This is a genomic window from Enterobacter sichuanensis (assembly GCF_009036245.1).
GTDB lineage: Bacteria > Pseudomonadota > Gammaproteobacteria > Enterobacterales > Enterobacteriaceae > Enterobacter > Enterobacter sichuanensis.
In genome coordinates this window covers 4,002,539-4,014,490 of sequence record NZ_CP027986.1, presented here as the reverse complement: position 1 = coordinate 4,014,490, position 11,952 = coordinate 4,002,539, and the positions used below count along the sequence as shown (strand labels likewise).

The window sequence follows — 11,952 nt, the reverse complement described above, 5'->3', positions numbered from 1 at the left end:
AAGTTATTCTCAAATGGTGAAAATGTGAGTATCATTCATTCACTTTATGTGAATTGAGGGCGATTTATGTTTCACTGTCCTAAATGTCAGCACGCAGCGCATGCGCGCACAAGTCGCTATCTGAGTGAGAATACTAAAGAACGCTATCACCAGTGCACAAACATCAACTGTAGTTGTACGTTTGTGACGATGGAGTCGGTAGAGCGTTTTATTGTTACGCCCGGGACGGTAACTCCTGCTCCACCGCACCCGGCTGTCGGTGGTCAGCGTACATTATGGCTATGACAAATTTTCTCTAAATGCCCGCCGCGCGCGGGTTTTTTTATGCGCGAAGAAAAGTGGCGGTAAAAAAAACACCGCCATTTCATCGCCATTCGAAAAAAAGACAACAAAAAAGCCACTCAACTGAGTGGCTTAATTATATGATTTTAAAGCTAAAATTTGGTGGCCCCTGCTGGACTTGAACCAGCGACCAAGCGATTATGAGTCGCCTGCTCTAACCACTGAGCTAAGGGGCCGTGGCGGTGAATTATAAAGTAACTCCCCTCAGCAATCCAGCCATTCACACCTGCCTGCTGTTTTTATAAACAACGCATAATCAATCCTTTATACTTCCCTGACGATGTATTGAGTGGGAGTAACGATGATCAACGATATTCTGGCCCCTGGCCTGCGGGTGGTGTTCTGCGGCATTAACCCCGGCAAGTCCTCGGCGCACACCGGTTTTCACTTTGCCCATCCGGGAAATCGCTTCTGGAAGGTGATCTATCAGGCCGGGTTTACCGACAGGTTACTAAAGCCCGAAGAGGAACAGCACCTGCTGGATACGCGCTGCGGCATTACCATGCTGGTAGAGCGCCCGACGGTACAGGCGAGTGAAGTCAACCTGCATGAGTTGCGAAGTGGCGGTCGGGAGCTGATCAAGAAGATTGAAGATTATCAGCCCGCCGCGCTGGCAATCCTCGGTAAGCAGGCCTACGAGCAGGCATTCAGTCAGCGTGGGGCGCAGTGGGGCAAGCAGGCTATCACCATCGGCGTGACGCAGGTGTGGGTGCTGCCGAATCCGAGCGGGCTCAACAGGGCAACGCTGGACAAGCTGGTAGAGGCCTATCGGGAGCTGGATGAGGCGCTGATGGTGCGGGGGCTTTAATACTCTGCGGCCTGATGCCCTCACCCTAGCCCTCTCCCATAGGGAGAGGCAATAAACAAAAAAAAAGCTCCCGATTGGGAGCTTTTTGCTGTTTACCTGGGTTAGTCGTCCAGGAAGCTACGCAGCACTTCAGAGCGGCTTGGGTGACGCAGCTTACGCAGCGCCTTCGCTTCGATCTGACGGATACGTTCGCGGGTTACGTCGAACTGTTTACCCACTTCTTCCAGCGTGTGGTCGGTGTTCATATCGATACCGAAACGCATACGCAGCACTTTGGCTTCACGGGCGGTCAGGCCGGCCAGCACGTCGTGCGTGGCGGCACGCAGGCTCTCGGTGGTGGCAGAGTCCAACGGCAGCTCGAGGGTGGTATCCTCGATGAAATCTCCCAGATGCGAATCTTCATCATCACCGATTGGTGTTTCCATGGAGATTGGCTCTTTGGCGATCTTCAGCACTTTACGGATCTTGTCCTCCGGCATCAGCATGCGCTCGGCCAGCTCTTCCGGCGTCGGCTCGCGACCCATCTCCTGCAGCATCTGGCGGGAAATACGGTTGAGCTTGTTGATGGTCTCAATCATATGCACCGGAATACGGATGGTGCGCGCCTGATCCGCGATAGAGCGGGTGATAGCCTGACGGATCCACCAGGTTGCGTAGGTGGAGAACTTGTAACCACGACGGTATTCAAACTTATCTACCGCTTTCATCAGACCGATGTTGCCTTCCTGAATCAGATCCAGGAACTGCAGACCACGGTTGGTGTATTTCTTAGCGATAGAGATAACCAGACGTAAGTTCGCTTCAACCATCTCTTTCTTCGCACGGCGGGCTTTCGCTTCACCGATAGACATACGACGGTTGATGTCTTTAACCTGCTCGATGGTCAGGCCGGTCTCTTCTTCAATCTGCTGCAGTTTCTGCAGGCCGCGATACACGTCTTCTTTCACGTCGTGCAGTTTTTCAGACCACGGCTTGTTCATCGCGATAGCTGCGTTGAACCAGGTTTCGCTGGTTTCGTTGCCGGTGAAGAGGGTGATGAAGTTCTTCTTCGGCATTTTGCACTGCTCAACGCACAGCTTCATGATGATGCGTTCCTGGGTACGTACGCGATCCATCATCACGCGCATGCTGTTCACCAGGTAGTCGAACTGTTTTGGCACCAGGCGGAACTGTTTGAAGACTTCAGACAGTTTCAGGATCTCTTCCTGGGCAGCAGCGTGACTGCGACCTTTGGCTTTGATGGTGTCACGCGTCACTTCGTACTGAGTGCGCAGTTCGGCAAATTTCTCACGTGCCAGTTCCGGGTCGATGCTGTTGTCATCATCCGCGGTGTCGTCGTCGCTCTCTTCCTCATCTTCGTCTTCGTCATCATCCATCTCTTCCTGAGACAGTTCAGAACCGACGTGAGTGGCGGTTGGTGCCATATCTTCTTCAGCGTTCGGGTCGACAAAACCGGTGATCAGGTCAGACAGGCGCGCTTCTTCCGCTTCAACGCGATCGTACTGCTCCAGCAGATAGGTGATCGCTTCCGGGTACTCAGCTACAGAGCACTGAACCTGGTTGATCCCGTCTTCGATGCGTTTTGCGATGTCAATTTCGCCTTCGCGGGTCAACAGTTCAACGGTGCCCATTTCGCGCATATACATGCGGACCGGGTCAGTAGTACGCCCGATTTCAGATTCCACGCTGGACAGTACCTGTGCAGCAGCTTCTTCCGCATCTTCGTCAGTGTTGTTGGAGGTTTCAGCCAGCAACAGATCATCGGCATCCGGTGCTTCTTCCATCACCTGAATGCCCATGTCATTGATCATTTGGATGATATCTTCGATTTGATCTGAATCGACGATATCTTCCGGCAGATGGTCATTGACCTCGGCATAGGTCAGATAGCCTTGCTCCTTACCACGTTGGACAAGAAGTTTCAGCTGTGACTGCGGGTTTTGCTCCATAAGACGGTATCCACACTTAATTCGTTTGATTGGTGTCGGCGATGGGGCTGCCAACCTTTAAAGCGAGGGCGTACTTATATTTTTGCCGCTGCCTCTCAGTGCGGCTGCCGGGGGCTTCCCGATCGATATTCGGCACTTAAGCCGTTAAATACTTTTGTCTTTGACTTATTTCTTCGCCAGTTCCTGGTTAATCATCCAGAGCTCCCGGCGTTCTTCGCTGCTCAAACCGTGTGTGCGCTCGCGAGCAATCAACTCTTCCTGGCGCAGCTCAAGCATCGAATCAAACATATGGTTGAGTGAGTCGGTGAACGTTTTTTCTGCAATGTCCTTATCAGCTATATCGTCCCACATCGACAATTTTTCAAGGGTAGCGGCCTCTTTTGTACCGCGATAATGCTCTAAAAGTTGTCCGGTGGTCAGACCTGGCTGAGACAAACACGTGTTGACCAGTTCTGAAAATAAGCCAAGTCCGGGCAATTTTTCGTGGTCCAAACCCGCCAGCGACGGCACCTGCGGCGCAAGCTCGGGGTTTTGAACCAGCAACCCTATCAGTATACGCATGGTTGTGCGTTTTAGCTGAGGCGCGGCGCGAACCGTGCCGTTTTCAGCCTGTTTAGGCATTAAACGTTCAAGCTGGCTGTCATCCAGAATGCCGAGCTTGTTGCCTAACTCCTGGCGCAGATAGATACGCAGCGTTTCGCCGGGCACCTGGCTGATTAACGGCAGCGCCAGCGTACTGAGCTGCGCGCGCCCGTCAGGGGTACTCAAATCGACCTGCGGCATCAGGCTGTTAAACAGAAACGTGGAGAGCGGCTGAGCCTGCTCCATCCGCGCTTCAAACGCCGCTTTGCCCTCTTTACGCACCAGCGTATCCGGGTCTTCACCGTCAGGCAGAAACATAAAGCGCAACTGACGACCGTCGGTCATGTAGGGTAGCGCGGTTTCCAGCGCGCGCCAGGCGGCGTCGCGTCCTGCGCGGTCACCGTCGTAACAACAAATCACGTTGTTGGTCACGCGGAACAGCAGCTGGATATGATCCGCCGTTGTGGACGTTCCTAACGACGCTACCGCGTAGTTAATGTCGTACTGCGCCAGCGCAACAACGTCCATATACCCTTCGACGACCAGAAGACGCGGAGGTTCCGCATTGTTCTGTTGCGCCTCATAAAGGCCATACAGTTGGCGGCCCTTATGGAAAATATCGGTTTCCGGGGAGTTGAGGTACTTCGGCAGGGCATCACCCAGCACGCGACCACCAAAACCAATCACCCGGCCACGCTTGTCGCGGATCGGGAACATCACCCGTTCACGGAAGCGGTCGTAGCTACGTCCCTGGTCGTTGGTGACCAGCATGCCTGCATCGATTAGAGACTTACGATCTTCGCTATTGCCGCCAAAACGCTTTAACACGTTGTCCCAGCCGGGCGGGGCGTAACCAATAGCGAAACGCGCAATGACCTCATCGCTCAGTCCGCGCTTGTTCAGATACTGACGCGCAGGCTCAGCCGCAGAGTGCTTAAGAGACTGTTGGTAAAACGAATTCAGGCCATCCATCAGTTGATACAGCGTTTGCCGTTGATGGCGCTCGATCTGACTTGGGCCACTGCCTGCTTCATACGGCACTTCAAGGTTATGCATCGCCGCCAGCTCTTCGACGGTTTCAACGAACTCGAGCTTGTCGTAATTCATTAAAAAATCAACGGCATTACCGTGAGCACCACAGCCGAAGCAATGGTAAAACTGCTTTTCACCGTTTACGGTGAAGGAGGGGGTTTTTTCGTTATGGAACGGACAGCACGCATGGTAATTCTTGCCCTGCTTTTTCAGCTTTACCCGCGCGTCGATGAGATCGACGATGTCGGTTCTGGCGAGCAGGTCATTGATGAAAACGCGTGGGATTCTTCCGGCCATATGCCCCAAAATTTAAGCGACTTATAAACGAAAACAAGCCGCGCATTCCTTCCGGAAGCACGGCCTTACGACTATTACTCTGTCTGTCAATTGAGGGCGTTGGCCCTCAATCAATTAGTACAGACGAGTACGGCGTGCGTTTTCGCGAGCCAGTTTCTTCGCGTGACGTTTCACAGCGGAAGCTTTAGCGCGCTTACGTTCGGTCGTTGGTTTTTCATAAAACTCACGACGACGAACTTCAGCCAGAACACCTGCTTTCTCGCATGAACGTTTGAAGCGACGCAGTGCTACGTCGAACGGCTCGTTTTCACGTACTTTAATTACCGGCATGTAACTCTCACCTTTAATAAATTCGGTTTGCCGCTGGCATCAGCGCCAGCTTATTTCAAAATGGTGCGGAATTTTACTGCAAATGCTGCTGCTTTGTAAAGCACCGAAGCGATTTTGAAAGGGACTTTTATAAGGGGGAAGAGTATACACGAGCGGATGTCCTGGGGCGAACAAAGTTTTACATCAACCCGCATTCGCCCTACACTGCGCGGTATTGAAGCGAGGTAAAACAAGTCATGCGTGTACTGGGTATTGAAACATCCTGCGATGAAACCGGCATCGCCATTTACGACGACGAAAAAGGGCTTCTGGCCAACCAACTGTATAGTCAGGTGAAATTGCACGCTGACTACGGCGGCGTCGTGCCTGAACTGGCCTCTCGTGACCACGTGCGTAAAACGGTTCCCCTGATTCAGGCGGCGTTGAAAGAGGCCGGGTTGCGTTCAAACGATATTGATGCCGTGGCCTATACCGCAGGCCCGGGGCTGGTTGGCGCGCTGCTGGTTGGCGCCACGGTGGGACGTTCGCTGGCGTTCGCGTGGGATGTGCCGGCCATTCCGGTTCACCATATGGAAGGGCATCTTCTGGCACCGATGCTGGAAGAGAATCCGCCTGAGTTTCCGTTTGTGGCGCTGCTGGTCTCAGGTGGGCATACCCAGCTGATCAGCGTGACGGGCATTGGCAAGTATGAACTGCTGGGCGAGTCGATCGACGACGCCGCCGGTGAAGCGTTTGACAAAACCGCCAAACTGCTGGGGCTGGATTACCCGGGCGGCCCGATGCTGTCCAGAATGGCGTCACAGGGAACGGAAGGGCGCTTTGTCTTCCCACGCCCGATGACCGACCGGCCAGGGCTGGATTTCAGCTTCTCCGGGCTGAAAACCTTCGCGGCCAACACTATCCGCAATAATGATGACAGCGAGCAGACCCGGGCCGATATTGCCCGCGCGTTCGAAGATGCGGTGGTCGATACGCTGATGATCAAGTGCAAGCGCGCGCTGGATCAGACCGGCTTTAAGCGTCTGGTGATGGCCGGTGGCGTCAGCGCCAACCGCACGCTGCGCGCGAAGCTGGCCGAGATGATGCAAAAACGTCGCGGGGAAGTGTTCTATGCGCGTCCGGAATTCTGTACCGATAACGGGGCGATGATCGCCTACGCCGGGATGGTGCGTCTGAACGCGGGAGCGACCGCCGATCTCAGCGTCTCCGTACGTCCGCGCTGGCCGCTGGCGGAACTGCCCGAGGCCTGAAGGCGCTAAACCCGGATGTCAGATGGGGATATCAAACATCCGGGTCGTAGTGAGCAGACAATAAAGATGGCAGTCGCTGGCGACATGTAATTTCTCCATCGCCCGGAGCTTATGTGCGCTGACGGTTTTGATGCTCAGATGCATCTGCCTCGCGATTGCCACCAGCGGTAACCCTCTGCACAGCAGACGCAGCACATCCATCTCACGCGGCGACAGCTCGTCTGCGCTCTGCTTTCCTGACTGGAAAAAGGCGTTCATTGTTGAGCGCTCAATATACATCTCCCCGCCAGCCACGGTAACCAGGGCCTGAATGAGCCGCTTTTCACTGACATTGCGGGTAATGTAGCCGTGGGCGCCCGCTTTCAGCGCCGCGCGAATCAGCTGTGGGTTGCTGTAGGGGGAAACCATAATAACCTTCAGCAGCGGATATTGACGGGTGATCCACTTCAGCAGCGCCAGACCGTCCATTCCGCAAGCAGGATGTGGCCCCTGCGATGTGCGCAGGTTGTAGCCCAGCAGCAAAATGTCAGGCGTTTCTTGCGCGAGCATCTCCACCAGGGCTGATGTTGCATCCGCTTCCCCCGCCAAAGTAAAGGAAAGCGAGTGAAGACTCAGATTAGTTGCCAACTGATCCACAATAATGGCGTACAGTCCCCGCCGAAAAATAGGGTTTTCATCAGCAATGGCAAATTTGACGGTCACGGAGGTTCCTCTTGCGTTATACGCGTATATGTCCTGGTTGAAATTATTTTACCTGAGAGATGGTTTTATCTGTAAAACTTGCGGGAAGATATTTTTATTGTGATTACTTGTTTTTAAGTAATTTTATTTGCATGACTGGTTGACTTATTTCATCTCTTTTTTGTGACGCTTTATAAAGAAAATTCTCAGCGTTAAATAGAGGGTTCTCATTGTTCCGTGATGCGCATTAATACAGTTTGAATAAAGCAATTAAGCGTATACATGTCATAAAGGAACAATGGCTCAAATGAAAAAAAGTATTCTCTCACTGTTAATTTGCGCAGCAGTAACCAGCTCTGCGTATGCTGAAGCAGCGACAAAGGTAGAGTTCGCTCAGGAGGGCGTCACGTATACGGCTATCGTCGTAAAACTTAAGCCCGGCAAGCCCCTGCTGAAAGCTACAAACACCGCCACCACGACGGCGCCAGAGGAGCTCACGCTCGGCGATCCCTCTTTAGTGGCGAATAAAATGTTTCGCTCCAATAAACTTCGTAGCACCCAGTCGGATGAATTAACTAAACTGGATGCTACCTACGGGTTTGATCGCTATATGCGGATAGATATTCCTGAAAACAAAAGTCAGGATAAAGCCTTTATTAACCACGCGATTGCCGAGCTGGAACAAAATCCAAAAGTTGAATTAGTGTATGCTGAAGCCATGCCGGTTTCGCTGGATGAATATCAACATGATAATACCACGGCGCCGCTTTTACGTCAGTCCGCCGGAAATGCGACGCTGACCGCCACTGCCGTTCCTGATTTCCGTAACCTGCAGGATTATTTAAAATCCTCTGCGGAAAAACGCCCGGGTTATTATATGGGTGGAGTTAACCGCGACGGCGTTAGCGGTTATGCCGGTAGCGATGGTACTGGCGTTACCATTATCTCCACCGAAAACTGCGCCTGGAACACCAGCCACGTTAACTTACCGGCGATGTCCCTGAGCCAGGGCGACCGCACCTGGAAACCTGGCTGTGGCGATCATGACTCCTCTTCCGTGGGGATTATGGCAGGGAAAGATATCGGCAGCGGTATTCGCGGCTTTGCCTGGAACAGCAAGGTGGGTTATGCCGCCTGGCAGACGAACAATCTTTATAACATGATCCCCCTGCTGAAAGCGGGTGACGTGGTGCAGGTGGGTATGCAGGCCGAAAGCGCCAAACCTGCTGGCTGCACGAAAGAGTGTTATAACCCGTGGGAGGCGCAGCCAGCCTTCTTTGATATCACTAAGGCGCTGACCGATAAAGGGGTATATGTCATCGCTGCCGCAGGTAACGGCGGCCTCAGCCTTGACGATCCGGCTTACAACGGCAAATTTGATCTGTCAGTGAAGGATTCCGGCGCGATTATTGTTGGCGCAATGTGTGCGAGTGATGGCAAAAAAGCGTACTTCAGCAGCTATGGCTCACGTGTGACCAGCGCGGCGTGGGGCTGCTGGGACGTGGTGACCACCGGCAGTGGCGATTTATACAGAGACGGCGTCAATAACTACACCCGTTCATTTGCCGGTACGTCCTCCGCTAACCCCATCATTGCAGGGGTGGTGGCGAGCCTGTCAGGGATTGCAAAAGCGCACGGGATTACCGTTACGCCGAAGCAGATGCGTCAGATTCTGCAGGAAACCGGGACGCCGCTGGCAAACGGGGATTCGGCCAGGATTGGCACCTTCCCGGAGATGGAGCGTGCGGTTGCCCGTATTATGGCGTTGAAAGACGGCGGCACGCCTGCCGCTCCGGCGCCAACTGCCGCCGCGGGAGCAGATTATACGATGGTCTCCCCGACGACTGGCGTAAGTACCTATCCGCTGGACGGCAGCAAGAGCCTGAATGCCGTATCCTTTAACTGGAGCGTGACGAAAGGGGCGGAAACCTTCTCGCTGGAAGAAAAACTGAACGGCACGCTGGTCAAGAGTGTGGATAGCGCGCATGCCTATGCCGTCATTCCTGCCAACAGCGAGGGAGAGGCGACCTACACCCTGACCACCACCGGCGCGGATGGGCGTACCGCGACCGACAGCATGACCATTAAGGTCAGTAAGCCCGCGGTGCCGCCGAAGGATGATACGCCGGCGAAAGATGACACACCGGTAAAACCTGCGGCGCCGGCCTACAACGCCAAAATTGCCTATCCAACCAAATGCACCAAAGTCTCGTACGACGGTAAAATCTGGTTTAACCAGTGGTATGTCAACCCGGGCCAGGAAACGCCGGGAACCGGCGGCCAGTGGGGCGCATGGCGCGAACAGGGTTCTTCTAATAACAGCTGTAAATAACCCTCACGGCCTGGCGTTATGCCAGGCCTTTTTTAGATCCGCAACATCCCTTTCTCTTCCAGAAACGCAACGATCGTCGCCAGACCGTCACCCGCTTTCAGGTTGGTAAAGGTCCACGGGCGTTCGCCGCGCATGCGGTTGGTGTCGCGCTCCATCACCTCCAGCGAAGCCCCCACGTACGGTGCGAGATCGGTTTTGTTGATCACCAGAAAATCGGATTTGGTGATCCCCGGCCCGCCCTTGCGCGGGATCTTCTCGCCTTCGGCCACGTCGATGACGTAGATCGTCAGGTCAGCCAGCTCGGGACTGAAGGTCGCGCTCAGGTTATCGCCGCCGCTTTCAACGAAGATCAGATCCAGATTGCCGAATTTTTCGCTCAGCGCTTCAACGGCCGCCAGGTTCATCGAGGCATCTTCGCGGATGGCGGTGTGCGGACAGCCGCCAGTCTCCACGCCGACGATGCGCTCCGGCTCAAGGGCGCCCGCTTCGGTCAGGATGCGCTGATCCTCTTTGGTGTAGATATCATTCGTCACCACCGCCAGGTGATACGTGTCGCGCATCGCCTTGCAGAGTGCCTCCAGCAGCGCGGTTTTGCCCGACCCCACCGGGCCGCCCACGCCCACGCGCAGGGGATGTTTGTAATCAGCCATGTTGCTTCCTCAGGAACGGAAAAGTCGTGAATATTGTGTTTCGTGGCGGGCAGAAGCGATGGCGGAAAGCGGCGTTGCCGCCCCCAGCTCGTCGTCGCCACGTAAAAAAGCCTGTTCAAGCCCGGCCGCAAAATGGTCGCTCAGCGCAATAATCAGCTGCTGCGCGGCCTGTTGCCCAAACGGCACCAGCTTGACGCCCGCCATTACCGCGCTCTCAATCCAGCTATAGCCGAGACTCAGGGCCAGCTCGCGCACGCCAATGCCCCAGCGTACGCCGAGCCACGCCATGCCGCAGAGCTGGCTCTGCATAAACAGCGTCTGCCACCGGGCCGGGCAGTCCGGCTCCCAGCTTTTAATGAGACGCGTAAAGGCGGCACCGCGATTGCGCTCTTCTTCCCGCAGTTCACGGGTTTCCCGGCAGGCGAGAAGGTAAGCCGTCCAGCGTTTTGCTGCCGCAAGGTCGCCTTGTTCACAGGCCCGGTACAGCCGGACAAACAGCGGCAGGTCAACGCAGAAAAAGCTCTGCTCCATCTGTAGCGTTTGCCAGCGTTTAAAGGCGTCGGCATCTGTGATCCAGCCTGCTTCCACGGCCCACTCCAGCCCCTGCGACCAGGTAAATGACCCGACCGGCAGGCTGCTGCTGGAGAGCTGCATCAGGCGCAGCCACTGGCGGGAATGCTCCATCAGCTCATCAGCGCCAGCAGGGCAGAGACGATCAGCCCGCCGCCGAAGGTTTTGCGCAGGCCGTCGTGTCGGCGCAGCAGCAAGCCTGCGGCGAAACTGGCGCACAGTACGGTAGCGCTGGCGAACATAAACCCGCTGGTGAAGAGCCAGAAGCTATGGCCGGACATCTCCACGCCGTGCGCCCAGCCGTGGAACATCGCCAGGGCTGGCACCGCCAGCAGCAGGCGGTTTTCGGTTTTAAACATCATCACGCCGCAGACCGCCAGCGAGGCGATAATCAGCATCTCCATGCCGCTAAAGCCGCCGAGCAGGCTACCCGCCACGGCGCCGACAAGCATCATCCCGAGGGTGGCAAACGGCAGCAGCAGTTTGCGACCGCTCAGCGCCGAGAGCACGCCAGCGCCCGCCAGCATCAACAGGTGATCGAGCCCGGTCAGCGGGTGGAAGAAACCAGCCTGAAAGCTTTCGGCGCCGTGGCCAGGATGGGCGAGCGCGGGAACCGAAAAGGCCAGCAGTAACAGGGGAAGTAACGTGCGCATGAATAATCCTCAGTGTGAATGGGCGTGAGAGTGACTATGACTGTGGGCATCGCTGGCATACGCGCCCGCTTCCGGTTCAAACGGCAGCGTGGCGTACGTCACCTCCAGCCCGAACTGGCGCAGCATGTCGTCGAGAACATGATCGTGGTGATAGCGCAGCTCGCCGGGCATCACCTGCAGCGGCACGTGGCGGTTGCCCAGGTGGTAGCAGGCGCGGGCGAGGAGGAACGGATCGGCGCAGCGCACCACGGAGACGGACTCAGGGGCGGCGATCACTTCGATCACCTCGCTGCCGTCGTCGTTGCTGAGCAGGTCGCCGCCGCGCAGCAGTAAACCGCGCGGCAGCATCAGCCCGGCTTCGCGGCCGTCGTTCAGCGCCACGCGGGCGCGGCTTTTCACCCGCACGTCAATCGGCAGCGTGACGCTGGCGGTAATCGGATGCGCATGGTCCAGGCGTTGGGTTAAATAGATCATCA

General features: G+C 55.5%; 12 protein-coding genes and 1 tRNA gene. 4 read left to right on the top strand and 9 right to left on the bottom strand.

Annotated features, from left to right (window positions below; all coding sequences use genetic code 11):
• Nucleotides 1-66: 66 nt before the first annotated feature.
• Nucleotides 67-285 carry a DNA-binding transcriptional regulator gene (locus C1N69_RS19385; RefSeq protein WP_095450178.1) on the top strand — a complete coding sequence of 73 codons (219 nt, stop codon included), beginning with the start codon at nucleotides 67-69 and terminating at the stop codon, nucleotides 283-285.
• Nucleotides 286-442: 157 nt separating this feature from the next.
• On the opposite strand, the gene C1N69_RS19380 is transcribed toward C1N69_RS19385, so the two are convergent.
• Nucleotides 443-518: transfer RNA gene (locus C1N69_RS19380), tRNA-Ile, on the bottom strand.
• 125 nt (nucleotides 519-643) lie between these two features.
• Here C1N69_RS19380 and mug point away from each other — a divergent pair.
• On the top strand, nucleotides 644-1,150 hold the full coding sequence (gene mug, locus C1N69_RS19375) for a G/U mismatch-specific DNA glycosylase (RefSeq protein ID WP_025758550.1): 507 nt from the start codon (nucleotides 644-646) through the stop codon (nucleotides 1,148-1,150).
• Nucleotides 1,151-1,251: 101 nt separating this feature from the next.
• On the opposite strand, the gene rpoD is transcribed toward mug, so the two are convergent.
• From rpoD to rpsU, 3 genes are all read right to left on the bottom strand, one after another.
• On the bottom strand, nucleotides 1,252-3,099 hold the full coding sequence (rpoD, locus tag C1N69_RS19370; protein WP_025758549.1) for an RNA polymerase sigma factor RpoD: 1,848 nt from the start codon (nucleotides 3,097-3,099) through the stop codon (nucleotides 1,252-1,254).
• 165 nt (nucleotides 3,100-3,264) lie between these two features.
• Entirely contained in the window at nucleotides 3,265-5,010 is a 1,746-nt protein-coding gene (gene dnaG / locus C1N69_RS19365; RefSeq protein WP_025758547.1) for a DNA primase, read from the bottom strand.
• Between the two features lie 114 nt (nucleotides 5,011-5,124).
• Nucleotides 5,125-5,340 (bottom strand): 30S ribosomal protein S21, encoded by a 216-nt coding sequence (rpsU, locus tag C1N69_RS19360; RefSeq protein WP_001144069.1) that lies wholly within the window; start codon nucleotides 5,338-5,340, stop codon nucleotides 5,125-5,127.
• 236 nt (nucleotides 5,341-5,576) lie between these two features.
• Between rpsU and tsaD the strand changes: the two genes are divergently transcribed.
• A complete protein-coding gene (tsaD, locus tag C1N69_RS19355) occupies nucleotides 5,577-6,590 on the top strand; it encodes a tRNA (adenosine(37)-N6)-threonylcarbamoyltransferase complex transferase subunit TsaD (protein WP_025758545.1) in 1,014 nt (337 codons plus the stop codon).
• Nucleotides 6,591-6,608: 18 nt separating this feature from the next.
• On the opposite strand, the gene C1N69_RS19350 is transcribed toward tsaD, so the two are convergent.
• Nucleotides 6,609-7,292, bottom strand: a complete 684-nt coding sequence (locus C1N69_RS19350) for a response regulator transcription factor (RefSeq protein ID WP_155031730.1) — start codon at nucleotides 7,290-7,292, stop codon at nucleotides 6,609-6,611.
• A 286-nt stretch (nucleotides 7,293-7,578) separates the two neighbouring features.
• Between C1N69_RS19350 and C1N69_RS19345 the strand changes: the two genes are divergently transcribed.
• The gene (locus C1N69_RS19345) at nucleotides 7,579-9,603 is read left to right on the top strand and encodes a S8 family serine peptidase (RefSeq protein WP_155031729.1); all 2,025 of its coding nucleotides are present in this window, start codon (nucleotides 7,579-7,581) and stop codon (nucleotides 9,601-9,603) included.
• 32 nt (nucleotides 9,604-9,635) lie between these two features.
• Here C1N69_RS19345 and ureG read toward each other — a convergent pair whose 3' ends face one another.
• From ureG to ureE, 4 genes are read right to left on the bottom strand one after another with little or no spacing between them, the layout of a single operon-like run.
• Nucleotides 9,636-10,253 carry an urease accessory protein UreG gene (gene ureG, locus C1N69_RS19340; RefSeq protein ID WP_047959489.1) on the bottom strand — a complete coding sequence of 206 codons (618 nt, stop codon included), beginning with the start codon at nucleotides 10,251-10,253 and terminating at the stop codon, nucleotides 9,636-9,638.
• 9 nt (nucleotides 10,254-10,262) lie between these two features.
• Nucleotides 10,263-10,937 (bottom strand): urease accessory protein UreF, encoded by a 675-nt coding sequence (locus C1N69_RS19335; protein ID WP_047959488.1) that lies wholly within the window; start codon nucleotides 10,935-10,937, stop codon nucleotides 10,263-10,265.
• Nucleotides 10,937-11,476 (bottom strand): HupE/UreJ family protein, encoded by a 540-nt coding sequence (locus tag C1N69_RS19330; protein ID WP_155031728.1) that lies wholly within the window; start codon nucleotides 11,474-11,476, stop codon nucleotides 10,937-10,939. The genes C1N69_RS19335 and C1N69_RS19330 overlap by 1 nt, the downstream gene beginning before the upstream one ends.
• Nucleotides 11,477-11,485: 9 nt before the next feature.
• Complete coding sequence (gene ureE, locus C1N69_RS19325) at nucleotides 11,486-11,950, bottom strand: urease accessory protein UreE (RefSeq protein ID WP_025758536.1); 465 nt, start codon at nucleotides 11,948-11,950, stop codon at nucleotides 11,486-11,488.
• Nucleotides 11,951-11,952: the final 2 nt, after the last annotated feature.

What these genes read in the sequence shown, in the direction of transcription:
- C1N69_RS19330 (WP_155031728.1), bottom strand. Translation starts at nt 11,476, where the DNA reads ATGCGCACGTTACTTCCCCTGTTACTGCTGGCCTTTTCGGTTCCCGCG.
- tsaD (WP_025758545.1), top strand. Translation starts at nt 5,577, where the DNA reads ATGCGTGTACTGGGTATTGAAACATCCTGCGATGAAACCGGCATCGCC.
- mug (WP_025758550.1), top strand. Translation starts at nt 644, where the DNA reads ATGATCAACGATATTCTGGCCCCTGGCCTGCGGGTGGTGTTCTGCGGC.
- rpoD (WP_025758549.1), bottom strand. Translation starts at nt 3,099, where the DNA reads ATGGAGCAAAACCCGCAGTCACAGCTGAAACTTCTTGTCCAACGTGGT.
- C1N69_RS19385 (WP_095450178.1), top strand. Translation starts at nt 67, where the DNA reads ATGTTTCACTGTCCTAAATGTCAGCACGCAGCGCATGCGCGCACAAGT.
- rpsU (WP_001144069.1), bottom strand. Translation starts at nt 5,340, where the DNA reads ATGCCGGTAATTAAAGTACGTGAAAACGAGCCGTTCGACGTAGCACTG.
- C1N69_RS19335 (WP_047959488.1), bottom strand. Translation starts at nt 10,937, where the DNA reads ATGGAGCATTCCCGCCAGTGGCTGCGCCTGATGCAGCTCTCCAGCAGC.
- dnaG (WP_025758547.1), bottom strand. Translation starts at nt 5,010, where the DNA reads ATGGCCGGAAGAATCCCACGCGTTTTCATCAATGACCTGCTCGCCAGA.
- ureE (WP_025758536.1), bottom strand. Translation starts at nt 11,950, where the DNA reads ATGATCTATTTAACCCAACGCCTGGACCATGCGCATCCGATTACCGCC.
- C1N69_RS19345 (WP_155031729.1), top strand. Translation starts at nt 7,579, where the DNA reads ATGAAAAAAAGTATTCTCTCACTGTTAATTTGCGCAGCAGTAACCAGC.
- ureG (WP_047959489.1), bottom strand. Translation starts at nt 10,253, where the DNA reads ATGGCTGATTACAAACATCCCCTGCGCGTGGGCGTGGGCGGCCCGGTG.